General features: G+C 57.9%; 20 protein-coding genes and 1 pseudogene. 5 read left to right on the forward strand and 16 right to left on the reverse strand.

Annotation, left to right across the window (positions count from 1 at the left end; all coding sequences use genetic code 11):
- Nucleotides 1–214: 214 nt before the first annotated feature.
- Nucleotides 215–2,581 carry a ubiquitin-conjugating enzyme E2 gene (locus GF1_RS12805; protein ID WP_267926942.1) on the forward strand — a complete coding sequence of 789 codons (2,367 nt, stop codon included), beginning with the start codon at nucleotides 215–217 and terminating at the stop codon, nucleotides 2,579–2,581.
- On the opposite strand, the gene GF1_RS12810 is transcribed toward GF1_RS12805, so the two are convergent.
- From GF1_RS12810 to dnaG, 14 genes are all read right to left on the reverse strand, one after another.
- Entirely contained in the window at nucleotides 2,575–2,820 is a 246-nt protein-coding gene (locus tag GF1_RS12810; RefSeq protein ID WP_267926943.1) for a DUF8180 domain-containing protein, read from the reverse strand. The two genes, GF1_RS12805 and GF1_RS12810, sit on opposite strands and share 7 nt — an antisense overlap.
- A gap of 1 nt (nucleotide 2,821) precedes the next feature.
- Nucleotides 2,822–3,031: a CooT family nickel-binding protein gene (locus tag GF1_RS12815; RefSeq protein WP_267926944.1), complete on the reverse strand. Its 210-nt coding sequence runs from the start codon at nucleotides 3,029–3,031 to the stop codon at nucleotides 2,822–2,824.
- Nucleotides 3,032–3,106: 75 nt separating this feature from the next.
- On the reverse strand, nucleotides 3,107–4,078 hold the full coding sequence (locus GF1_RS12820; RefSeq protein ID WP_267926945.1) for a KpsF/GutQ family sugar-phosphate isomerase: 972 nt from the start codon (nucleotides 4,076–4,078) through the stop codon (nucleotides 3,107–3,109).
- Nucleotides 4,079–4,310: 232 nt separating this feature from the next.
- Nucleotides 4,311–5,315, reverse strand: a complete 1,005-nt coding sequence (locus GF1_RS12825; RefSeq protein WP_267926946.1) for a YhdH/YhfP family quinone oxidoreductase — start codon at nucleotides 5,313–5,315, stop codon at nucleotides 4,311–4,313.
- A gap of 44 nt (nucleotides 5,316–5,359) precedes the next feature.
- Nucleotides 5,360–6,127 carry a biotin--[acetyl-CoA-carboxylase] ligase gene (locus tag GF1_RS12830; protein WP_267926947.1) on the reverse strand — a complete coding sequence of 256 codons (768 nt, stop codon included), beginning with the start codon at nucleotides 6,125–6,127 and terminating at the stop codon, nucleotides 5,360–5,362.
- A gap of 72 nt (nucleotides 6,128–6,199) precedes the next feature.
- Nucleotides 6,200–6,445: a dissimilatory sulfite reductase D family protein gene (locus GF1_RS12835; RefSeq protein WP_267926948.1), complete on the reverse strand. Its 246-nt coding sequence runs from the start codon at nucleotides 6,443–6,445 to the stop codon at nucleotides 6,200–6,202.
- 76 nt (nucleotides 6,446–6,521) lie between these two features.
- Nucleotides 6,522–7,661: a dissimilatory-type sulfite reductase subunit beta gene (dsrB, locus tag GF1_RS12840; RefSeq protein ID WP_267926949.1), complete on the reverse strand. Its 1,140-nt coding sequence runs from the start codon at nucleotides 7,659–7,661 to the stop codon at nucleotides 6,522–6,524.
- Between the two features lie 61 nt (nucleotides 7,662–7,722).
- Nucleotides 7,723–9,003, reverse strand: a complete 1,281-nt coding sequence (gene dsrA, locus GF1_RS12845; RefSeq protein ID WP_267926950.1) for a dissimilatory-type sulfite reductase subunit alpha — start codon at nucleotides 9,001–9,003, stop codon at nucleotides 7,723–7,725.
- Between the two features lie 319 nt (nucleotides 9,004–9,322).
- Nucleotides 9,323–10,918, reverse strand: coding sequence for a glucose-6-phosphate isomerase (locus GF1_RS12850; protein ID WP_267926951.1), 1,596 nt, complete (start codon nucleotides 10,916–10,918; stop codon nucleotides 9,323–9,325).
- Between the two features lie 11 nt (nucleotides 10,919–10,929).
- Nucleotides 10,930–11,592, reverse strand: a complete 663-nt coding sequence (gene rpe, locus GF1_RS12855) for a ribulose-phosphate 3-epimerase (RefSeq protein WP_267926952.1) — start codon at nucleotides 11,590–11,592, stop codon at nucleotides 10,930–10,932.
- Nucleotides 11,593–11,845: 253 nt separating this feature from the next.
- Nucleotides 11,846–12,997 (reverse strand): DNA-processing protein DprA, encoded by a 1,152-nt coding sequence (gene dprA / locus GF1_RS12860; RefSeq protein WP_267926953.1) that lies wholly within the window; start codon nucleotides 12,995–12,997, stop codon nucleotides 11,846–11,848.
- Nucleotides 12,998–13,112: 115 nt separating this feature from the next.
- Nucleotides 13,113–14,633 (reverse strand): sigma-70 family RNA polymerase sigma factor, encoded by a 1,521-nt coding sequence (locus tag GF1_RS12865; RefSeq protein ID WP_267926954.1) that lies wholly within the window; start codon nucleotides 14,631–14,633, stop codon nucleotides 13,113–13,115.
- 2 nt (nucleotides 14,634–14,635) lie between these two features.
- Nucleotides 14,636–14,758: a hypothetical protein gene (locus GF1_RS12870; protein WP_267926955.1), complete on the reverse strand. Its 123-nt coding sequence runs from the start codon at nucleotides 14,756–14,758 to the stop codon at nucleotides 14,636–14,638.
- 206 nt (nucleotides 14,759–14,964) lie between these two features.
- On the reverse strand, nucleotides 14,965–16,770 hold the full coding sequence (gene dnaG / locus GF1_RS12875) for a DNA primase (protein WP_267926956.1): 1,806 nt from the start codon (nucleotides 16,768–16,770) through the stop codon (nucleotides 14,965–14,967).
- Nucleotides 16,771–16,868: 98 nt separating this feature from the next.
- Here dnaG and GF1_RS12880 point away from each other — a divergent pair, with 98 nt between their 5' ends.
- The 4 genes from GF1_RS12880 (at nucleotide 16,869) to htpX (ending at nucleotide 20,772) form a co-directional block, all read left to right on the forward strand.
- Complete coding sequence (locus tag GF1_RS12880) at nucleotides 16,869–17,609, forward strand: hypothetical protein (RefSeq protein WP_267926957.1); 741 nt, start codon at nucleotides 16,869–16,871, stop codon at nucleotides 17,607–17,609.
- Nucleotides 17,610–17,937: 328 nt separating this feature from the next.
- A complete protein-coding gene (locus GF1_RS12885) occupies nucleotides 17,938–18,585 on the forward strand; it encodes a hypothetical protein (RefSeq protein ID WP_267926958.1) in 648 nt (215 codons plus the stop codon).
- Nucleotides 18,586–18,874: 289 nt separating this feature from the next.
- Nucleotides 18,875–19,846 carry a calcium/sodium antiporter gene (locus GF1_RS12890; RefSeq protein WP_267926959.1) on the forward strand — a complete coding sequence of 324 codons (972 nt, stop codon included), beginning with the start codon at nucleotides 18,875–18,877 and terminating at the stop codon, nucleotides 19,844–19,846.
- 89 nt (nucleotides 19,847–19,935) lie between these two features.
- Entirely contained in the window at nucleotides 19,936–20,772 is an 837-nt protein-coding gene (gene htpX, locus GF1_RS12895; protein WP_267926960.1) for a zinc metalloprotease HtpX, read from the forward strand.
- A 76-nt stretch (nucleotides 20,773–20,848) separates the two neighbouring features.
- On the opposite strand, the pseudogene GF1_RS12900 reads toward htpX, so the two are convergent.
- Together GF1_RS12900 and GF1_RS12905 are read right to left on the reverse strand one after the other, a co-directional pair.
- Nucleotides 20,849–21,232, reverse strand: a pseudogene (locus GF1_RS12900) (triose-phosphate isomerase); the annotation flags it as partial.
- Between the two features lie 374 nt (nucleotides 21,233–21,606).
- Nucleotides 21,607–21,816 carry a hypothetical protein gene (locus GF1_RS12905; RefSeq protein ID WP_267926961.1) on the reverse strand — a complete coding sequence of 70 codons (210 nt, stop codon included), beginning with the start codon at nucleotides 21,814–21,816 and terminating at the stop codon, nucleotides 21,607–21,609.
- Nucleotides 21,817–22,152: the final 336 nt, after the last annotated feature.

The raw sequence follows: 22,152 nt of genomic DNA on the forward strand, positions 1-22,152 counted from the left end.
TTGTCTCGGTTCTTTTCATTGTACACATATTTCCTCCCCGGCTCAATTGGTTGTTGTCTTGGCGCCTATTCCACGTGGCTATCATTCCACCCACCTGGCGGTAAAGCTCCTTGTTTCTGTTTTCTGATTACCATACAATACGTTATACTGTCTAAAGGGTCAGCTGGTCCTGCCACTGATCATCATCGCAACCTAAACGAATCCAGGTCGACAAATGCCATCCGGTGCCTCGCAATTATCTTCTGATTTCGAACAGGTCCAGCAGACCCTGGAGCTGTATCCCAGCATCACCATTGTCAAGACCAGCGGTGAACCACCGGATCATTATGAAATCGAATACCGGGTTCGTGGCTATGTCACCTCTCCGGACGGGTCCGTGGCGGTGGGAGAGCACCACCTGATCCGTATCGACCTGCCCTTTGGCTACCCCCATTTTGCCCCCACGGTCAAACCCCTGACCCCGCTGTTCCATCCAGACATTGATCCGGATGCCATCCGGATAGCCGATTTCTGGGAAAAGAATCCCGCCCTGGCCGAGCTGATCATCCATATCGGGGAGATGATAACCGGCAGCTGCTACAACACCCGTGAGCCATTTAATCCGGAGGCAGCAAAATGGTACGCCAGCCATCGGGATGAACTGCCCCTGGACTCCCTGCAGATAGCCGACATCATCGATTCGGAAGAACCCGACGATCTGCTGCCCGAAGAGGATTCCTTTGCCGAACTTGGCCTGATGGACGAGGATCCCGAAGAAGAGGAAATCACGGTCGAAGACCTGATCGATCTGATCCGGTTCCGCTTTGAACAGGGTGAACTGGCCGGGGCGGCCGAAAAACTGGCCCAGCTTCCCGCCGGCACGGAATTTCCCGGACGCGAGGAAATTGAACAGGCCCTTGACGAGGCAATGCAGCGGGCCCAGGCTTTGTTCAACGAGAGCAAGGCCCTGGAGCAGCAGGGAAAACTTCAGGAAGCCCTGAACCTGCTTGGCAGGCTTGACGAGATCGTGGCCGATTATCCAGGGCTTGACGAGCTACGCCAGCGGATTCAGGAATCCCTGCGTCTGACCAGAGGGGTAGACCCGGAGCAGGAGAAATCGAAACCCCGGGCCGCTGAGGAATCCGCCACTCCGCCTCCTCCACCGAAAGGCCGCAAGGCTGGAAAAGGTCGCTCGGGTATCGGTCGCGCCGGGCTACGGATCGCGATCCTCGGACTTGTCATCTGCCTTGCCGGCGGAGCCGGGTACTTGTATTTCCAGGACAAATCGAACCTTGAAGAGGCAAGGACCTGCTGGCAGCAGGTCCGTAAGCTTGCCAAGGCTGGAGAGTATACAAAGGCAGAAAAAATCGCCAGGGAGTTGGAGAAAACCCTGGGGGCCATCCTGGTGCTGCGTTCGGACAAGGCTGCCCTGGAAGAAAAGCTGACCCGGCTGCGCAGTACCAGGGATTACAAGGAAGGGTTGCGGGGGCGGGTCCTCTACCAGGGAAAATATATCGACGCCGCCCTGGCAAAAATACTTTTGGAGTATGACAGGCTCGTGGCAGAGGCTCAGGGCCTGCGGGAGAAGGGCGAAATATCCGCGGCCATGGATGCGCTGAAAAAAGCGCAGAGCCTGGCCAGCAGTAAGGGGCTGAAAGACCAGGCCAGAGACGCCGGGCAGGAGCTGATACAGTTGCGACTTGCGGTGACCCTCAGGGAGGCGCGAGATAACGTCGCCGCAGGAGAATGGGAACACGCGGTAGAGAAGTATCAGCAGGTGCTGGAACTGGCCGGCGGGCTGGACTCCCCACCGCCACTTGAGCCTGTCCGGCAGGGGCTGGCCAGAGCCTCCTTCAAGCTGGCCCTGACCCGGGCCAGAAAGAGTTTTGGAGACAAACAGTGGACCGGGACCCTCGCAGCCCTGGGCCGGGCCAAGAGCCTGCTCCAGGCCGAACCAGCCATCGCCTCTCCCGAAGAGCAGCAGGAAATAGAACGGCTCGCTCTCGATGCCCGTCTCTATCAGATGCTTGGCATAGCCCGCCGGGCGTACGAAGAGGGCAACTGGGATCTGGCCATAGGCGAATACGAAAAGGTTCTGAACTTTCTCCGGGAAAAGAAACAGGCCAGCGACGAGCTGGACGATTCCGTTGCCAGGGTCGAACGTACCCTGCTCATGGTTCGGATCGCCCGGGAACAGCGGGAAGCGGCCCAGGCCACGGAAGCCGGAGATCTGGACCAGGCCCTGGCCCATTACCGGAAGATCCTTGAAACTATCAGCCAGAGCCCTTTTGCGGGGGAGCCATCTCTTGGCTCCATTGCCGCAAGCGTCCAGGAGCGGATCGCGGCCACCCGGGAGCAGCTTGATATCCAGGAAAAGACCGGTTGGCTCGAGGAACATTTCAGGGAAATATTCCAGGAACATTACCCTTCGTCCCGAACCTCGCAGCTGCTCAACCCCAAGGTCACGTTCCTCCGTCGCGAAGGGAACAAAATGGTATTCAAGCTGGCCTGTGCGGAAAAAAACCAGGGCCGTCTCTTTCGTCTGGAACTGGACTATCAGTACGACCCGGCCACTGGCTGGTCCATGTACTCCGGTCAGTGATGATGGTGGTGATGCCCGCCCGCCTGTCCTTCCATGGGCCCGCCCGCCTTGTCCAGGGCCTGTTCCAGGGCATGGTGGGCCTCATGGAGAGCCTTCACCGCCTCCCGCAGAAGCTCAGCGATCTCTTCTTCACCAGCCCCGGCCAGGGTATCGGCCCAGCGAAAGAATTCTTCCCCATGGCCCTTGTTATGCTCTATCCAGTGCGGCAGCATGATCCGCAATTTATCCAGGTCGTTCATCTCACTCTCCTTGGGCTTGTTCCCTTGGCACCAGGACCACAGCCCCGCCAAGAAAATCGATACGCGCAATGGTCACATCGGGAACCAGTTTCGGGTCCTCAAAGAAGGTGGTCAGGGAAACCCCTTCATCGGTGACCTCCAGTCCGGTCACGCCTTCCATAATTGTCTCCCGGCTGTCATCACGCTCAAGCACTGCACTTATCTGACACATATAAAAAAAACTCCTCGTTACATATTGGTATCGGCCACGCAGTCGTAAACAGCCTGCATCACACGGTCATTCAGGTTAGATCAAAAAGCGAAACTCTCCCTTGCCCAGCAGGTCATGCAGATGGAGAATGCCCTCCAGGACCAGATCCTCTCCCACCACCGGCAACACGGTAATCTCCCGGCTCTGCATGATACTCAGCGCATCCGCTGCCATCAGGTCCCTGGTGATGGTTACCGGTTCTTCGGTCATTACCTCACTGATCCGCGAATCCTCCAGGGAGCGATGTGCCAGGATAAGCCGACGGACATCCCCGTCGGTTATGATGCCCCGCAGCCGTTTCCTGTCATCCACCACCACCACGGCACCGAAATTTTTTTCATTAAGCTCGGCCACCGCATCGGTGAACCTGGCCTGGTCCGAGACCAGCGGTATCCGGGAGCCGGTGAGCATGACCTCGCGAACAGCAACCTTGAGCCGCTCACCCAGACTGCCGCCGGGATGATTGCGGCGAAAATCTTCGGCCCGAAACTGCTTGCGTTTCAATAGGGCCACGGCCAGGGCATCACCCAGGGCCAGGGTTGCGGTGGTGGAAGTGGTGGGAGCCAGTCCCAGCGGACAGGCCTCCCGGGGGACATGGACATTGAGGGTTACATCGGCGCAACCGGCCAGAGTCGAGTCAGGGTTACCGGTCATGGCGATGACCCGCACCGAGCGTTCCCGCAGGCTCCCGAGCAACCCATTGAGTTCCATTGTCTCACCGGAATAGGAGATGGCCAGGACCACGTCCGAGGACGAGACCATGCCCAGGTCACCGTGCATGGCCTCCACCGGGTGGAGGAAAAAGGAGGGTGTGCCGGTGGAGTTGAGGGTGGCAGAAATCTTCTGCCCGACAATACCCGACTTGCCGATACCGGTGATCACCAGCCGGGTCGGACACTCCATGATCAGATCCACCGCCCGGACAAATTCCTCCCCGAGATGGTCGCGGACAGCCAGGATCCCCTCGGCCTCGATGGTCAATACTTCTTTTGCCTGTTCTACACTCATTGTTCCTCCTAAATTGAGCGTTTCACCCATCTGCGATGGGTAAAAAGATAACTAACTAATTATAATTAGTATTCTTTTTAAAGTGTTGCAGATGGGTGAAACCCTCCGGGATTTCCATTTTACCCCAACCTGCTTCGCCTTGCTGTGTTCCATGTAGACGAACTACAATGAAACAGCGCAAGACTCGCATCTTAGGGCAAAATGAAAATCGCTCAATTTTGGTTCCTGTATCCTATTGTTCCAGCAGTGAAACAACAATTCGTCCCCTGGATCCTCCCTGAAGCATCAGATCGATGGCCTCCGGCAGCTGGTTAAGGGTAATAGTCTGACTCAGCTCACCAAGACAGTCAAGACGCCAGGGACCGGCCAGCAGCCCCCACAATTTTTCTCTCCGCTCCATAGCGCACTGGGCCGAGTCGACACCAATCAGCCGGACACCACGGAGTATAAAGGGGTAGACATTGATGGGCAGCTCCCCGGAGGCAGCATTGCCGCAGCAGGTGACCACGGCCCCATACTGGCACTGTTTGATGGTGGTGGCCAGGATATCACCGCCCACCGTATCGACCACCCCGGCCCAGCGCTCGCGAAGCAACATCCTCCTGGCCCCGCCGGATACCTTGCCACGGTCGACGACCGAATGGGCCCCAAGCCGCAGAAGAAATTCATGTTCACTGGCCTTTCCGGTGACCGCGGTCACCTGGAACCCCAGTTTTGCCAGCAGGGCCACAGCCACGCTGCCCACCCCGCCGGTGGCACCGGCGACGAGGATCGGTCCGCCGTCAACACGGCAACCGGAGTCGAGCAGCTCAAAAACGCAACCGGCAGCGGTGAACCCGGCCGTACCGAGTTCCATGGTTTCCTTCAGCTCCAGTCCCTGGGGGACCGCCATGACCCAGTCAGCCGGTACCCGGATATAACGGCCAAAGCCGCCCCAGGTATTCATGCCCAGATCATAGCCACAGCAGAGAACCCGGTCCCCTGGCGCGAACCTCTGGCTCCTGCTCTCGACCACCACCCCGGCCGCGTCAATACCCGGTACATGGGGATATCTCTTGGTCACCCCACGGTTGCCGCTGGCAGAAAGGGCATCCTTATAGTTCAGGGATGAATAATGGACCTGAATGAGCACGTCGCCTTCGGGCAGATCGTCAAACGATACCCGGGTCACCTGCAACACATGGGTCTTGTCATCAGCAGCACTGACAAGCAGCGCTGGAAAGGTTTCAGACAGCATAATACAACCAGTTGGAAACCTGCGCTCAAGACAGGCAGAAGTTATCAGTCTCGGTCAGTCCGGTTCAGCACCACCAGGTCACCACCCACCACCCGGATGGTGGTCCCATCGGTAAGACGTACCCGGTAACTTCCATCACTGGAAAGCCCGGCCCCGGTTCCCTGGACCACTGGTCCGGTGACGGGGTGGTACATGACCGTCCTGCCGGCAAGATAATCATGGGCGGCAAACTTTGCCAGTAAAGAATCCCACCTGGTCTCCAGCTTCTCAACCACCGCTGTCACTTCCAGGGCCACAGTTCGGGCCACCTGCTCCAGATCGAAACAGCGGCCGGTAATGTGAAAAAGGGAGGTCACTTGCGGACGCAGAGAGGCCGGAAAGGCAGTAAGCTCGGTGTTGATATTGATACCGATCCCAAGCACGACAAAAAAATCATCGGCGCCCGGAAAACCATGGGACTGGCTCAGGATCCCGGCCAGCTTACGCCCGCCAAGGTAAAGATCATTGGGCCACTTGATCCCGGGCCGGACAGAGGCCAGCCTTTCCAGGCTCTGGCAGCAGGCCAGGCCTGTGGCCAGCGTGATGCAGGGCAGACGGCCGGGAGAGAGGTTCGGCCTCAGGATGAGCGAACAGTAGAGTCCCCCTGCAGGGGAGCTGAACGACCTTCCCCGCTGTCCCTGGCCGCAACGCTGGCGCTCGGCCAGAATCACAGTCCGGTGGGGTGCGCCCCTGGCACCCATCTCCAGGGCCAGGACATTGGTGGAGTCCACGCATCCGAAGCGATGGAGATGAAGGGTATCGGCAGAATCCATGGTCAATGTAAAAAAAAAAGCAGAGACTCGAGGCCTCTGCTTCAATGGAACGGGTTGGGGAAAACTGTATGACTAGTTTACACCCTTATCTCCCTCTTCATCCTTGACCCGATCTTTTGCTGCGTACATGGTGGTGGACCCGGAGGACCAGAAGGCAAGCTTGCCCTCTTTAACCAGTTCGTTGGCAGCGTTCTTGACGGCCCGTGGTTTGGAATCAGGATCACACTTGTAGAAATCCTTGACATACAGCTGGGGCTTGGGAGCCTTCAGTGCTTTTTCAAGAATGGCAGCTTTCAGTTCTTCTTTGCTCAGAGCCATGTATCGGCCTCCTTTAAAATACCAAGAATGAAAAAATCAGGCTGGCACGAAAGGTGCCAGCCTGGACAACCGAAAATTACTTGGTGTAAGCGTCGGTAGCGCTGGTGTACTTGAACTGGGTCGTGGTCCGCCACGTATCGTAGGCCAGCCGGTAATCGTCGATGGATTTCTCGGTGAACGGAATCTCGCACAGCTCGAAGAATTTCTCCCAGCCGATCCGCTCAGCCCACTCGCCAAGACGCTCATACTTGTTGGCGTTCTCGGCATAGGTCACGAGGATCTTGCGAACCGCTTCGGTAACCTCGGGCCAACGGGGCGGATTGTTGGGCAGGAACGGGATAACAAGCTTGGAGAACTTGGGTGCCGACTTGGCGTTGGACACCTTACCGCCCACCAGGATGGCCATACCGTCACCTTCCGGATCAGCCAGCGGCATGGCCGGACACATGGTGTAGCAGTTACCGCAGAACATACAGCGATCGGCATTGACCTTGACCGACTTGATCTCCTCGCCGTTGACCTCGACCTTGGTGGGCTTTACAGCACCAAGCGGACAGGCGGAGATGGCCAGCGGCAGCTCGCACACACCGGTGATACGCTCGTGGTCGATCATCGGCGGCTTACGATGCACACCGAGAAGAGCGATATCGGAAGCATGTACGGCGCCACACATGTTCAGGCAGCAGGCCAGAGCGATCTTGACCTTGGCCGGCAGCTTCATGGAACCGAAGTACTCAAACAGGTCATCCATAACGGCCTTGACCGGTCCAGAGGCGTCCGTTGCCGGAGTGTGGCAGTGAACCCAGCCCTGGGTGTGAACGATGTTGGTCACACAGCAGCCGGTACCACCTACGGGGAACTTGTTGCCACGGCTCTTGAGATCATCGAGCAGCGGCTGAACCTTGTCCTTGGAATCAACCATGAACTCGATATTGTTCCGGGTGGTGAACCGGACATAGCCATCGCAGTGCTTGTCGGCGATGTCGCAGATCTCGCGGATGTACTCGATGGAAACCAGACGCGGGGAGCCGGCACGGACGGTGTAGACCTCAGCGCCGGTCTCGGAAACATGCATCAGGACACCCGGCTCAAGGATCTCATGATACAGCCATTTGCCCTTGTTTTCCTTGATAACAGGGGGCAGAAAATCTCCGTAGTAATGCGGACCGAGATCGGTAATCCGCCCTTCCATCGGATTATTCGGATCGTAACCCATGATATAATCTCCTTATCTATAATATTCAGTAGAATCGTTAAACAGTTACCGCAGGACGGAATTACATGGCATGACGCTTGCGGAATTCCTTGATGTCACGCTCGAAGCCGCCGGGAACTTCCTCTTCCTTCCAGAAAACATACGGGTTGGAACGCGGCTCTTTAACATGCTGCGGCATAGGCTCAACTTCCATTACAGACAGGAAGGTGGGCAGACCGATACGCTGCATGGTCTCACCGACACGCTCACGGTTTTTACCAACTTCCATCCACCAGTCCCAGATCTTCTCGATAACATCAATAACGTTCTCGAACTCGTTATCCTTGGTCACCTCGATGAAGGGGATTACCATGGTGGCAAACTGGGCACCGTCCAGGATCGGAGCCTTGGCGCCGATACAGATGGTTGCGCCTCTCTCTTTGCCGGGACGCAGGGCACGCGGCATGACGTTGATGCAGTGCATGCAGCGGGTACACTCGGCATTGTCGATCTTCAGCTCATCGCCTTCCATCCACATGCAGCCGGTGGGGCACAGGTCGATGACTTCTTTCTGAATGTCGAAGGCACCCCAGTCACGACCGGCATGGGATCCACCACCGGCGGGATAGTTGCCGGCAATGTATTCTTTCACTGCGGCCTGATCGATCTGGATGTCATCTTTCCAGTTACCGATAACGGCGAAGTCAGAACGCGCGATTGCGGCAACACAGTCGTTGGGGCAACCGGAGAACTTGAACTTGAATTTATAGGGGAATGCAGGACGATGAATCTCATCCTGGTAATGCATGGTCAGATGATGGCAGACCTCCTGAGTGTCGTAGCAGGCCCACTCGCAGCGGGACTGACCGAGGCAGCAGGAAGGAGTACGCAGGTTGGAACCGGAACCACCCAGGTCCTGCCCCAGATCATGCGTCAGATCCCAGAACAGCGGCTCCAGATTCTCGGTCCGGGTACCCAGCAGAATCATGTCACCGGTGGAACCATGCATATTGGTCATACCGGAACCGTACTTCTCCCACAGGTTCATGAGATCGCGGAGGTTCTTGGTGGTGTAATACAGACCGGACGGCTGGTTGATACGAACGGTATGGAAATGCTCTACGCCCGGAAACTGATCCGGAACGTCGGAATAACGACCAACGATACCACCACCGTAACCAAAAACACCTACGATACCGCCGTGTTTCCAGTGGGTGATTCTGTCTTTGTAGGACAGCTCAAGCTGACCGAGGATATCCCAGCACTCCGGCTTGGTCTCGGCCTGCCGCTTCATGTCGGTGACGAAACTCGGCCAGGGGCCTTTCTCCAGTTCGTCCAGCAAAGGCGTATCATGCTTTGGCATCAGTGTTCCTCCTCTCAATGATATTTGGTTTTGCCCATTACCTTCTATTCCAACAGGATGCCCGACCGCCCCACTCAGCACAAAACGGTTGCGCATTACTCCCATTGAATACTCATTCAGTCAGCGACCTTATACTTCTCGCCCATTTTTGTCAACAAAAATCCGCTGGACGCAGGCACAGCTCCTCTTTGCGCCGATTCACCCTCTCCTCATTTCAGACCGGTTCCAGCCCTGTTTTTGACCTGAAAACCAGCACTGATATCGTCTCGCCCCAGGGGACTTGATCAAGGACCTGGAGATTGGTCCTCGGCACTAGCCGTTACAGCAGACCGGCAGCCTTCAAGAGCCCTCTTTCCAGGGAATGCTCCGCCCCGGCGGGAGACTCGGACAGGCAGTCCAGCAGCCGTCCGGCCAGGACCTTGCCCAACTGCACCCCTTCCTGGTCAAACGAGTTGATATTCCAGCAAAAGCCCTGGAAGGCTATCCGGTTCTCGTACAGCGCCAGCAGTGCGCCCATGGCATAGGGAGTGAGTCTCTCGCCGATGAGTATGGTGCTTGGCCGGTTACCGGGAAAACGCTTATTCGGGTTGTCATGTTCCTGTCCGGTGGCCAGGGCCATGGCCTGGGCCAGCATATTGACCACCAGTTTCTGCTGAGAACTGGTCCCCTCCACCTTCAGATCGTGACCATACTGGGAGCGACGAAAACCGATGAATTCCACCGGGACGACCTCGGTCCCCTGGTGCAGAAGCTGGTAGAAAGCATGCTGACCGTTGGTACCTGGCTCACCCCAGACAATGGGCCCGGTCTTCCACCGGACCGACTTTCCCTGCCGGGTCACGGACTTGCCGTTGCTTTCCATGTCGCATTGCTGAAGATGGGCCGGAAACCGGTGCAGCATCTGGCTGTAGGGCAGGACCGCCAAGGTCGGCAAGCCGAGAAAGTTACGGTTCCAGATACCGATCATGGCCATGAGCAGGGGGAGATTGTCAAGCAGGCCGGGTTTCTCGGCCAACACGTCCATATCATTGGCGCCGCGCAGCAGTTCAATGAAGCCCTCATACCCGAGCATGAAACCGAGCACCACCCCGCCCACCATGGAGGTGACGGAAAACCTCCCTCCGATATAGTCGAACATGTGGAAGGTGCGCCGGTAGCGTTTCGGGTCGTCCATGGGGCTGCCGGCCCCGGTAACCGCGATCAGATGGTGAACAGGGTCAAGGCCGGACTCTTCGAGCGCGGCCCGGACCAGCGCCTCGTTGGTCCGGGTTTCCAGGGTGGTTCCGCTTTTGGAGACCACGTTGAAGAGAGTCCGGGACAGATCGAGCCCGGCCAGGACCGAAGCGGCATCATCTGGATCCACGTTGGCGATGAAACGGACCCGGCGCTCGGGCAGGGCATGGCCGGCGAGTGCCTGGCACAGGGCTCGCGGCCCGAGATCCGAACCGCCAATCCCCACCTGGACCATGGTGGTGAAGCGCTCGCCCCGATGGTTGCGCAACTTTCCCCGGTCCAGCTCTTCGAGAAATTTCCGCAACCGCTCCAGCTGCTCCCTGGCCTGGGCCGTGGCCTCCGGGGCCAGGGGCGTATCGGAGAAGATATCCCGGCAGGCAGTGTGCAGCACTTGGCGCTCCTCGCTCTCGTACCCCTCGATGCGGTTCATCACCGCACCCTGCTTCATGGCCATGAACTGCTCCACCAGGCCGGCCTCGTCGGCGAGATCCTGGAGCCCGTCCAGGACTCGGTCGTCCAACCGCTGGGTGGCAAAGAGCAGGTCAAAACCGCAACCACTTGCGCGAAAGCGGTTGACCCGCTCCTCGTCGAGCCCGCCCCGTACGTTCAGCTTCCAGGGTTTTCCGGCAAGTTCCGAGAGCCTGGTCACAGCCTGAAGATTGGAGAAATCCGTACCCTGCATAATCCTTCTCCTTAGAATCCGGCCAGCTCTTTGAGCCGAGCGATCACCGCCCGGTAATCACTGTGCCCGTAAATGGCCGAGCCGGCGACAAAAATATTGGCCCCGGCCTCGGCTATGCGGCCAATGGTCTGCGGGCTGACCCCGCCGTCGATTTCGATCCCGGCCTCCGGATTGACCGCATCCAGACGGCGGCGCAGTTCCCTGGTCTTTTCCAGCGACGACTCAATAAACGACTGGCCTCCAAAGCCGGGATTGACGCTCATGAGCATGACCAGATCCACCTCTTCCAGCACATAATCCAGAGTGGAAAGCGAGGTGGCCGGATTGAGCACCGCGCCGGCCTTTTTGCCGAGATCGCGGATACAGCGCAAGGTCCGATGCAGATGGGTACAGGCCTCTACATGGACGGTGATCCAGTCGGCACCGGCATCGGCGAACTCCTTGAGATACCGGTCCGGATCACTGATCATCAGATGGACGTCCACCGGCAGATCCGTCACCGCCCGGACCGCCTTGACCACCAGCGGACCTATGGTGATATTGGGAACGAAATGGCCGTCCATTACATCCACGTGGATAACCTCGGCACCGGCATCGGCCACACCACGGATCTCGTCCCCGAGGCGGGAAAAATCAGCAGAGAGAATGGAAGGGGCAATCATCATCGATTTCATAGCAACTACCTGAAAAGTAATGTTTGTCAATCGTTGGAACGGATAAGCAGCCAACAGTTCATGGCCCTATATACCGGGACCGGGACCATTGTGCACGGAGATTCAATAGGAAAACAAAACGACACGGCCAGGGGAAGCGGCCGGTCCAAACGACCCCGGGCCGGTGTGTCGCCGTATCCGGTGAAAATCAGAAAAAAGAAACCTGAAGAGAAGAGTCGCCGGGCCTGCCGACACCAAGCTCGACATCTACCTCTCAGCCGCCCTTGGTGATGCGCTCGTACTGCTGGCCGGGCAGCTGCCGGACCCGGCCCATGATCTCCAGCTGCAGAAGGATCCCGTGCAGTCGGGCCGGCTCCATCCCGACAGCACGGGCCAGGGAATCAATGTCCCGTGGATAGGTGTCGAGCCCGGCAAGCACCCGGCTCTCTTCCGGGTTCAAACCGTCCGTGTCGACCTCTTCCGTCTCAGGCTGCAGCCCGCCGGCCCCTGATCCCTTCCCGTCCTCCATGGGATCAGTCGTTACGAATCGCAACTCTTCGAGGATATCGTCCACCGAACTGACCAGGGTCGCCCCCTGGCGCAGGAGCTCATGGGTACCGCGAGACCTGAAGGAATCCACCCGTCCCGGGACGGCAAAGACCTCCCGCCCCTGCTCCAGGGCCATTCTGGCGGTTATCAGGGCTCCGGATCGGGACCCGGCCTCCACCACCACGACCCCCAGGCTCAAGCCGGAGACGATCCGGTTCCGGGCCGGAAAACGAAACCGGGCCGGACCTATGCCCGGACCATACTCGGACACCAGCAGTCCCCGGCGGCCAACCTCGGCAAACAGCGTTTCATGCTGGCGGGGATAGATCACATCGATACCGCAACCCAGCACCCCGGTGGTCAGGCCGCTGCTGTCGAGCGCTCCACGGTGGGCGGCCCCATCAATGCCAAGCGCCATGCCCGAAAGTACGACAATCCCATGATTGGCCAGTTCCCGGCCAAGCTCACGGCCCACCCGCTCTCCATAACCGGTGGCAGCCCTGGAGCCGACCACGGCCACCGCCGGCAGGCTCAGCAGTTCAAGCCGGCCCCGGCAAAACAGCAGCAGCGGGGGATCATGGATATGCAGCAGGCGGGTAGGAAATTCAGGATCCTGACAGGTCAGAACAGTGGTCCCGGACCGGGCCAGCCATGCAAGCTGGTCCTCGGCCTGGCCACGGATTTGCGAGAGAACCGCAGGGTCTCGCAGGCGGGCAATAGTTTTGGAGCCCAGACCGGGAATGGAGCGAAGAGAGGCAGGAGGGGCGTCGAAAATACGCCTGGGTGTCTGGAACCGGTCCAGCAGCCGACCGGCCAGTGCCGGCCCGAGACCGGGCACCAGGGCCAGGCTCAGCCAGTCGAGCAGATCAGGGAGCATGGTGCAGGATCTGCTTCACGGAGACAACCGGCCAGCACTGTACCCGGGCGGGCGGCAACAACGCAGGGAGGCCACAGGATCTGGTGCGCTTCCCCGTCATCGCCAACACAGGAATTCAATCCGTGATAAAGGATTCCAGGTCCTTGCTGCGGGTCGGATGGCGCAGCTTCTTGATGGCCTGGGCCTCAATCTGACGGATCCGCTCCCGGGTGACGGAAAAACATTTCCCCACCTCCTCCAGGGTGTGATCACAGCCCACCTCGATGCCGTAGCGCATGCGCAGGACCTTCTCCTCGCGCGGGGTCAGGGACGACATCACCCGGCACAGGCAGCGTTTCAAACTTTCCACCATGGAGGCTTCCTGGGGATCGGGATGGGCATGATCCTCGATGAAATCCGAGAGCAGCGAGTCTTCCTCGTCGCCCACCGGCGCATCGAGGGAGATGGCATCCTTGGCCGTCTTCAGGGCGATGTGGACCTTTTCCACCTCGGTGCCCATCTGTTCGGCCATCTCTTCCGGAGTGGGCTCCCGGCTCTCAAGCCGCTGAAACTCCTTGGAAAACCGCAACATGCGATTGATGGTCTCGATCATGTGAACCGGCAGACGGATGGTCCGACCCTGGTCGGCAATACCGCGGGTGATGGCCTGGCGGATCCACCAGGTCGCATAGGTGGAGAACTTGTAGCCCCGCTTGTAGTCATATTTCTCCACCGCCTTCATCAGACCGATGTTGCCCTCCTGGATCAGGTCGGGCAGCTGCAGGCCACGGTTGAGAAATTTTTTGGAGACCGAAATCACCAGCCGGAGATTGGCCCGGACCAGAGCCTCCCTGGCCTGCCTGGCCGACTCCCGGCCATACTCGATCTCGGTCAGAATTTCGTCAAATATACGGCAGGTGACCCCGATCGAGTCGCCGATCTCCAGGGCAATGCGCCGCTCGATCTCCCTGACGGACAACGCCTCGTCGCCGCTCTCCAGACTCTGCTTGCGCAGGGCCAGCTGCTCCCGCTGCCGCGCCTTGACCCGGACCTTCTTGAACTTTTCACTGAGTTCCTTGACCGCATCGGCCACCGAGTTGATCCCCTTGGTGCAGAGCCGGTAGGGCTCGAACAAACCGGCGATCTCAAGCCCGATATCGAGAATTTCCCGAACCAGCGGCTCTTCCTTTTCCGGAACACCGGCAACCTTTTTGAGCTCTGCATAGAGCTCCTTGCGGCGGGCATCGAGCTCGTTGGCCTTGTCTATCAGGGCAAGAAACTCGTCCTTGACCGCGGCCAGGGACCGGTCATCGTTCTCCGACAGCCCCTTGATCACAGTGTTGATCCGCATCCGCCCGCGGCAGAGCGCATCGGCCAGGTCGTTGAGGGCGGAGATACCCAGCGAAAGACGCAACACCGAACGCTGCACCCGCATCTCTCCTTCTTCTATCATACGCGCCAGCTCGATCTCTTCCTCGTGACTGAGCAGGGTCAGATTGCCCATCTCACGCAGGTAGATGTTCATTGGATCGATACTGGTCCCCTGCTCCCGTCGGTCACCTCCCCGCCTGCGATCCCGGCCGCTGCGCCGGTCAAAGGCGGATCGGCGATCAATTTCTATCGCTGGAAGCGGTTGTGACTGCAGTTCCTCTGGCATATTCACCGGATCTCCCCCTCTTCTTCTGCAAACAGCCAGGTGAGATCACCCGAATCTGCCTGGTCATCATGTTCCAGCCCGACATCCTCAAAAGCACTGCCTGGAAAATTTTCCTTCAAGGCCATCAGCACCTCCGGACCGTACCCAGAAAAATATCTCGGTTACTTCTGGATTGTCCCTGTTTACCCGCCCGACTCAGCCTCAAGCGGGCCTACACAACAAACCGGCTGTATCTCACTGTATTTGCTTGATTCAAACTACAACCTGCTGAAACAACTCAACTTATACAGCAATACCGCTCAAGTACATTTTTGTAATGTACCATATTGCATTATTCTTTCAACAATTTATAACTAAAAGTTAAATTTTTTTTACTCATCTCCTGTTTCTTTTCCAGGAGTATCATGAGCCGTTCCCGGTCACCGGAACGCTGGGCCTCATTGATCTCGGCCAGCAGTTTGGCCGCATTCTGCCTGTAGCGGAATGATTCCAGCCAGGCCAGCAGTTCATCGCAAAACCTCCTGGCCTCCTGCTCCCGCTCCTCATCGCTGGTCCCTACACCCCGAATCAGGACCTCGGCCACGTACCTCCGCTGCCGCTCATCGGTCACGGCAGAGAGAATCCTTTCCGGGGTGACCTCGCCCTGACCGGTGAGGGAGACAATGGTGTCAATAAAATGGCGGATTCCCGGATCCTGCACCACTTCATGCAAACCATTTGCCAGCAATTCTTCAATGAATTCGGGATAGAGAATCAGGAAATCGATCAACTGCCGTTCCTGGCGGGACAACCGACGCCGGGGACGATCCTCCAGCACCGGCTCCTCCGGAGCGGCCTTGCCCGGCTGGATACCGGAGAGCAGCTGGCCCGGAGAGATCCCCAGCTTTTCACTGAAATGGGCCACCATCAGGGAACGCTGGCCCTCATCCGAGCTGCCGGCGATCACCTGCCTGAGTTCACCGATAATCCTGTTTTTGCCCTCCAGGGTCAGGCCATGCTCCCTGACCAGAGCCTCGAAGACGAATTCATCCAGGGGTTTGGCTGCCTTGACAAGTTCCAGAACCGCGTCGGCACCTTTCCTTCGTACCAGGGTGTCGGGATCATCGCCCTCTGGCAGCAGGGCCACCCGGGCATCCACCTGCTCGGCCAGAAAAAACGGAATGGAACGCATGGCGGCCTTGAGCCCGGCCCGATCCCCGTCAAAGAGCAGCACCGCCTCGTCGCAGTATCCCCGCAGGGTCCGGACATGGGCCCGGGTCAGGGCGGTGCCCAACGGAGCCACCACGTTGTCGATACTGTGCACCGCCAGGAGCAGGAGATCGAAATTACCTTCCACCACAATGGCCTGGCGCTGCCGACGGATGGCTTCCCGATGCTGATAGAGCCCAAAGAGAATCCTGCTCTTGTCAAAAATCTGACTCTCCGGCGAATTCATATATTTGGGCTTGCCATCTCCGAGGATCCGGCCGCCAAAGGCCACCACCCGGCCGGTCATGTCATAGATGGGAAAGAGCACCCGGTCCCGGAACCGGTCATACCAGGTCCCACGGTCGCTGCGCACCGCCAGGCCGGCCTGTTCGATGGCGACCACGGGCAGGTCCTTGCGCCGCAGGGTATCGGTGATGAAGTTCCAGCCCGCCACCTCGGGATCCGGCGCATAGCCCAGCCGGTAGGTCCTGATGATCGTTTCAGGCACATCCCGCTGCCGGAGATACTCCCGGGCTCCCCTGGCCGCCTCGGCATTGAGCAGGTAGCGGTGATAGAGTTCGGCCGCCTCTTCGTTCACCCGGTAGAGACGTTCGCGCTGGCGGATGCGCTTGCGGTCCGCCTCACTGAGTTTTGGTTCGGGAAGGTCGATCTGGTAACGCCGGGCCAGCTCCTTGAGGGCTTCGGGAAAGGAGAGGTGATGATACTTCATCACAAAGGAAAAGACGTCTCCCGATTCGCCGCAACCGAAACAGTGAAAAAACTGCCCCTGGGGATTAACGGAAAACGAGGGCGTCTTCTCGGCATGGAATGGACAGAGACCGGTGTAGCGGCTGCCGGCCTTTTTCAGCTCCACGCACTCACCGATCACCTGGACGATATCGGCCGCGTCCCGGACCCGGTTCTTGACTTCCTCACGCAGATCAGCCATCACTGCCCCCGGGTGGAATATCCGTATGGAAATTTCTCACACATGCATTACTGTATGGTACAGTGCTAAGGATGGATTCCAGCTCTGGAGGTGAGGCCATGGAAGATATTGACAAGATTCTCTCGCTGGAGATCAAAAAGGAAATAGCTGATCGCTACTTTGGCTTCCGCAAACTCATCGAGGACAATATACGGGATTATGACCAGCAGGTCCTCCGCTCGTTCTCGCTGCTGGAAAAGAAAATAGGTCTCGACCTGATCCGGCTCTACATCTTACTGAAAGATGAAGGTCTTATCCATGATTTTTTCAGGGAAGCCGGCCTGGAACATCTCCTGTTCTACGATCCCTATATAGTTTCCTCGCCGACCATCCGCCAGCAGGTCTTCGCCGGCCTCGACACCCATGGGCTGACCGCCCACAGTCGCTTCAAACACATGATCTTTGACCTCTACGAAGAGCTTGAGAGTCATATCAACCAGTACCGGGAACGCATGCAGAAGCTGGCCGAAGAGCATGACGTCATTGCCGAGGAGATCAAGCTCTTCTACAAGAAAAACGACCTCGGAACGATTATGGATTTCATGCGCAATATCGACGGGCTCGGCTCTTACAAGGCCGGCTCCATGGAAGGCGGCCTGACGCCCCGGACCGGCCAGAACCTGGAGAAAAAAATGCGGGTCACGCCACCGTCGCCGGTGGAAGAACTGCTGCCCATCATCCCGCCGATCAAGCCGCTGTCCGAGGTCAAGGGCCGCCTGAAACCGATCATCGAAAAGGCCTGGAAGCTGCAAAAAGGGCTGGATCTTCGCACCCTGACCAGAAAACAGCAGGACGCATAGGCCACCGGCAGCCCAGCCGGCCACCAGTCCGGACCGCACCCATCCGCCTGAGGACAAAAAAATACCCGCCCCCTGGTTCCCGGGCAGAGCCAAACGCCCGAAACGCCGGCCCCGGCAACTTTTCCGGGCCCAAATAAAGCCTGGACTTTTTCCCCCACCTCTTTTATTGATGAGCGCCCAAGATCGCCTGGTTACCAGGTATCTGCCACCACGGCCGGCCAACTCACCGACCCTGCCCACCGCCAGCTGGTCATAGCACACAGTACTACAATTTTACTTTTTATATATTTTTTTATTTTTTAACCAAGTTTATGGAGGTACACCACCCATGCAATCACTCAACCTCAAAAGACATCACGTCATCACCCTTGTTGCCGCCCTCTTTCTGCTGCTATCCACCCAGCCGGCCCGAGCGGCCCTGGACAGTGCCGCATTCACCACCGAGCTGGACTCCCTGATCCTGGAGGGCAACGACCTGCTGGTTCAGGTCAACAACACCGTGCTCAACTCGCTGACCATGGACAGCCAGCTGGCGGAGCTTGAAACCGCGGTGACCAATTACCAGGCCAACATAGTCGCCACCTACGACTCTGTCGTCGCAGCGGCAGGCACCACCCTGAGCCTGACCTCGGACATGCTGGTGGCCCTGCAGACACTGAGCACGGTGAGCCTGTCACTGGCAAATGCGTTTGCAGATCTCACCGTGCAGATCGGTGAGCTGGCCGCCTCCACATCCCTGGCGGTCCTGGACAGCTCACTTGCCGCCATGCTTAGGCTGTCCGACGACATCGGCCTGATGGCGGACCGGATCCTGGAGATGGCTGACAAGATTCTGATCATGGCCGATAATATCGGTCTGATGGCCGACCGGATCATCGCCACCCAGATTATCCAGAGCGACAACCTGAAACTGATCCTGGATGCGACCCTGACCACCCAGAACAACACCATCAAGCTGATCAGCCTGTTTCTCTAGGCCCTCATAAACCACGGTCAGGGAAAGATACGGACCTACGGGTTTTTCCCCGCCATTTCCGACAAAAACAGATCCGGATCCGGCCAGCCCCACCGGCTGGTGTGCAAACAGATCAGTTTATGGTAGATATGGTCTCCTCAGACCATATTCAACCTAAATTGAGCGTTTCACCCATCTGCAAATGGTAAAAAGATAACTGATTATAATTGTTTTTCTTTTTAAAGTGTTGCAGATGGGTAAAATGAAAATCGCTCAATTTAGCTTCAACTCAGAACACACACCAGGCATCATGTCTATGGACTACTCTCCGAACTTTTCCTCGATATGGCTCGCTTTTGGTGCGGTTGTAGTCGGCCTTGTCATGCTGGTCAGCGGCGGCGAATCCCTGGTCTCCGGGGCGGTCAGGCTGGCCCGGCGCTGGGGCGTCTCTCCCCTGGTCATCGGTCTGACCGTAGTGGCCTTCGGCACCTCGGTCCCGGAACTCTTTGTCAGCCTCACCGCCGCCCTCCAGGGCCACCCCGATATCATGATCGGCAACGTGGTTGGCTCCAATATCGCCAACATAGGACTCATACTGGGCTTCTGTGCTCTCATCGTTCCACTCCACCTGACCCTGCGCGAAGTCTGGAACGAACTGCTCCTGGTCCTGGGAGGCTCCATTCTGCTGATGCTCTGCAGCGCCTATGGCTTCTTTCCCCGCTCCGTCGGCCTGATCTTCATCGTCACCCTGCTTGGTTACACCACCCTGACCTATTACCGCAAGTCCGGTCGGATCCCGGAAGAACTCCTGTCCGAAAGCGACAGCAGGGCCGCAGCGCAACCCGTGCTGGTGCCCATCCTCCTGGTGATCGGCGGCCTGATCCTGCTGGGTTCGGGCTCGTCGCTGTTCATCAACGGCGCCGTGGACGTTGCCCGTTATTTCCGCGTCAGCGAGTTGATCATCGGCCTGACCCTGGCGGCCATCGGCACCTCCCTGCCTGAACTGGCATCCAGCCTTTCCGCCTTGCGGCGCAAGGAATCGGGCATGCTGATCGGCAATGTGATCGGCTCCAACATGTTCAACCTTTTCATGGTTCTCGGCCTGACCGCGGTGATCAAGCCCTTTGCCCTGTCCAGGGATCTCCTCCACCGGGACCTGCCGATCATGCTGTCCTTCACCCTGATCCTGATCCCCATTCTGCAGCGCAACGGCGGCACCAACCGGTGGCACGGCCTGCTCTTTCTCCTGGGCTACGCCGGCTACTGCCTGGCTCTCCTGTAAGAAGCAGGGAGCCAGCTTGACTTTGCCCCCAGCGGTCTTATGTTTTGCCTGAACAGACATAACCAGGCAAACTCAAGGAGAAGACGACCATGATCAATACCGTCAAGACATTCATCCTCATGGCGGCCCTCACCGCCCTGTTCATGGTGGCCGGTCGGGCCATGGGTGGCCAGCAGGGCATGATGATCGCCCTGTTCATGGCTGTGGGACTGAACTTTTTTGCTTACTGGAACTCGGACAAGATGGCCCTGGCCATGAACCATGCCCGGGAGATCAGCGAGGTGGAGGCCCCGGAACTGCACCTGATTGTTGCCAACCTGGCCAGGCGGGCCGGAATCCCCAAGCCCAGGGTCTACATCATCGAAAGCCCGACACCCAACGCCTTTGCCACCGGCCGCAACCCGCAGCACGCCGCGGTGGCGGTCACCAGAGGCATCCTCCAGATTCTCAACCGGGAGGAACTGGAAGGAGTCCTGGCCCATGAACTCGGACACATCAAAAACCGGGATATCCTGATCAGCTCCATTGCCGCGGTCATGGCCGGTGCCATTTCCTATCTGGCAACCATGGCGCAATGGGCCATGATATTTGGCGGAACAAGAGATGACGACGAGGGTGGCAGTCCGCTGGCAACCATCGTCATGATGATTGTGGCCCCGCTGGCGGCAACTCTGATTCAGATGGCCATCTCCCGGAGCCGGGAATACCTGGCCGACCGGGCCGGGGCGGAAATCTGCGGCCACCCCAAAGCACTGGCATCGGCGCTCAACAAACTGGCCAATTACAACAAACAGATCCCCATGGATGTCAATCCGGCCACCGCCCAGATGTATATCGTCAACCCTCTCGCCGGCGGCTCGCTGGCCAACCTTTTTTCAACCCATCCTCCCATCGAGGAACGGATCCGGCGACTGCTGTCCATGTAGAGCGCAACAAAAAAGCCCGCAGAAACCTCTTAGCCTGGGTTTCTGCGGGCTTTTCTTTTGTTTCCCCAGCGTCTTCTCAGCGCAAAATCACGAGAAGATCGAGAAATTCCGCCACATCCAGGCAGATCCGGCCCACCATCACCCCGGCCAGCTCAGGCACACCCATGAGCCCCTGAATATTTTCACGGTTCACACCGCCACCGTACAGCACTGGCCGGCCGCCGGAGAGCGCCGAGAAGAATGCAGCCGCATCCCGGACCTCCCGGGCACCGTGCGCCACCTCCAGCTGCACCGCATCAGAGGGTGTATAAGAAAGCACGGTCCGTTCCAGGTCACCACTGTCAATGGCTGCAATCTGCGCGGTGGCAACCGCGCGTTCCATACAGAGAATCGGCACCAGGCCCGCGGTCACCGCTTCCCGTACCTGCCCGGCCACCTCCTGCGGGGTTTCATGAAAATACTTGTAACGTTCCGGTGTGTTATTATCCCTGGAAGATGCGCGGGAAGTTGTTGCAGGTTTTAATGAGCATTACAACACAAAACGTCCACATAGCCCCATTGGATGTGTTGTTACCCTGGAGGATAATCCTAGAAGTTGCTATCAGCAAATTTTCAAAGATCGAGAAGCCAAACTGGAGTCCGCCGGGGCGGCCAGAAAAGCATTGAGATACCAATGTGGTTGCCCGCCCTTAGCAAAGGATGTTATTGTCTTGTAATAACCCAGTTACAACCAACTGGACGACCTAGAAGATCCAATTTCAACTTAATCATTACACCACAAGTACCATAAAACGGTACTTCGGCACAAAAATTATATGTGATTACCACCAAAGCTCAGCTGTCACCATATAAGGGACAACATCGCTTCTTCTCTCTACCTGTGGAAAACTCGTGATCACCGCTCTGCGGTGTCACGCAGGTGACCAGGTAGCCGACGAAGTACCAGCAGACAATGCCCCGCTCTGCGGGGTGATGCCGGAAACAGGTGTCGGAGCTTCTGGTCTCTGCAATGGTTGTCTGCGGGCCTTGCGAACTATGGGCCATCCCTGCCAGGTACATCAGGGTACCGCGGGAGCGGTACCTGGGGTGATGGAACGTTCACCGCAGGAGCGGAGGAACGAGAAGTCCAGGCGGTTTTTATTGCTGCCCGGCTCCGTGGCGCCAGGCGTTGGTATCTTCTCTTCAAGCTGAGCTTTGGTGGTAATCACAAAATTATATGATACTGGCAGTGCCATATCGTTTGTGAAAACTTGCGAAAACAACCCATTGCTTATTCCTTTTGCTACGTTGTGAGGACAACTCAGACTCGGTTATAGCAATGAGTCGTTCACGCCGAAAATGCTATAAACTCTGACCATATCCAAAGGCATATGGTTTGCA

The sequence above is a fragment of the Desulfolithobacter dissulfuricans genome (assembly GCF_025998535.1).
GTDB classification, from domain to species: Bacteria; Desulfobacterota; Desulfobulbia; order Desulfobulbales; family Desulfobulbaceae; genus Desulfolithobacter; species Desulfolithobacter dissulfuricans.

Coding starts and splice junctions, on each gene's coding strand:
- GF1_RS12805 (WP_267926942.1), top strand. CDS start 215: ATGCCATCCGGTGCCTCGCAATTATCTTCTGATTTCGAACAGGTCCAG.
- GF1_RS12810 (WP_267926943.1), bottom strand. CDS start 2,820: ATGAACGACCTGGATAAATTGCGGATCATGCTGCCGCACTGGATAGAG.
- GF1_RS12815 (WP_267926944.1), bottom strand. CDS start 3,031: ATGTGTCAGATAAGTGCAGTGCTTGAGCGTGATGACAGCCGGGAGACA.
- GF1_RS12820 (WP_267926945.1), bottom strand. CDS start 4,078: ATGAGTGTAGAACAGGCAAAAGAAGTATTGACCATCGAGGCCGAGGGG.
- GF1_RS12825 (WP_267926946.1), bottom strand. CDS start 5,315: ATGCTGTCTGAAACCTTTCCAGCGCTGCTTGTCAGTGCTGCTGATGAC.
- GF1_RS12830 (WP_267926947.1), bottom strand. CDS start 6,127: ATGGATTCTGCCGATACCCTTCATCTCCATCGCTTCGGATGCGTGGAC.
- GF1_RS12835 (WP_267926948.1), bottom strand. CDS start 6,445: ATGGCTCTGAGCAAAGAAGAACTGAAAGCTGCCATTCTTGAAAAAGCA.
- dsrB (WP_267926949.1), bottom strand. CDS start 7,661: ATGGGTTACGATCCGAATAATCCGATGGAAGGGCGGATTACCGATCTC.
- dsrA (WP_267926950.1), bottom strand. CDS start 9,003: ATGCCAAAGCATGATACGCCTTTGCTGGACGAACTGGAGAAAGGCCCC.
- GF1_RS12850 (WP_267926951.1), bottom strand. CDS start 10,918: ATGCAGGGTACGGATTTCTCCAATCTTCAGGCTGTGACCAGGCTCTCG.
- rpe (WP_267926952.1), bottom strand. CDS start 11,592: ATGAAATCGATGATGATTGCCCCTTCCATTCTCTCTGCTGATTTTTCC.
- dprA (WP_267926953.1), bottom strand. CDS start 12,997: ATGCTCCCTGATCTGCTCGACTGGCTGAGCCTGGCCCTGGTGCCCGGT.
- GF1_RS12865 (WP_267926954.1), bottom strand. CDS start 14,633: ATGCCAGAGGAACTGCAGTCACAACCGCTTCCAGCGATAGAAATTGAT.
- GF1_RS12870 (WP_267926955.1), bottom strand. CDS start 14,758: ATGGCCTTGAAGGAAAATTTTCCAGGCAGTGCTTTTGAGGATGTCGGG.
- dnaG (WP_267926956.1), bottom strand. CDS start 16,770: ATGGCTGATCTGCGTGAGGAAGTCAAGAACCGGGTCCGGGACGCGGCC.
- GF1_RS12880 (WP_267926957.1), top strand. CDS start 16,869: ATGGAAGATATTGACAAGATTCTCTCGCTGGAGATCAAAAAGGAAATA.
- GF1_RS12885 (WP_267926958.1), top strand. CDS start 17,938: ATGCAATCACTCAACCTCAAAAGACATCACGTCATCACCCTTGTTGCC.
- GF1_RS12890 (WP_267926959.1), top strand. CDS start 18,875: ATGTCTATGGACTACTCTCCGAACTTTTCCTCGATATGGCTCGCTTTT.
- htpX (WP_267926960.1), top strand. CDS start 19,936: ATGATCAATACCGTCAAGACATTCATCCTCATGGCGGCCCTCACCGCC.
- GF1_RS12905 (WP_267926961.1), bottom strand. CDS start 21,816: ATGGCCCATAGTTCGCAAGGCCCGCAGACAACCATTGCAGAGACCAGA.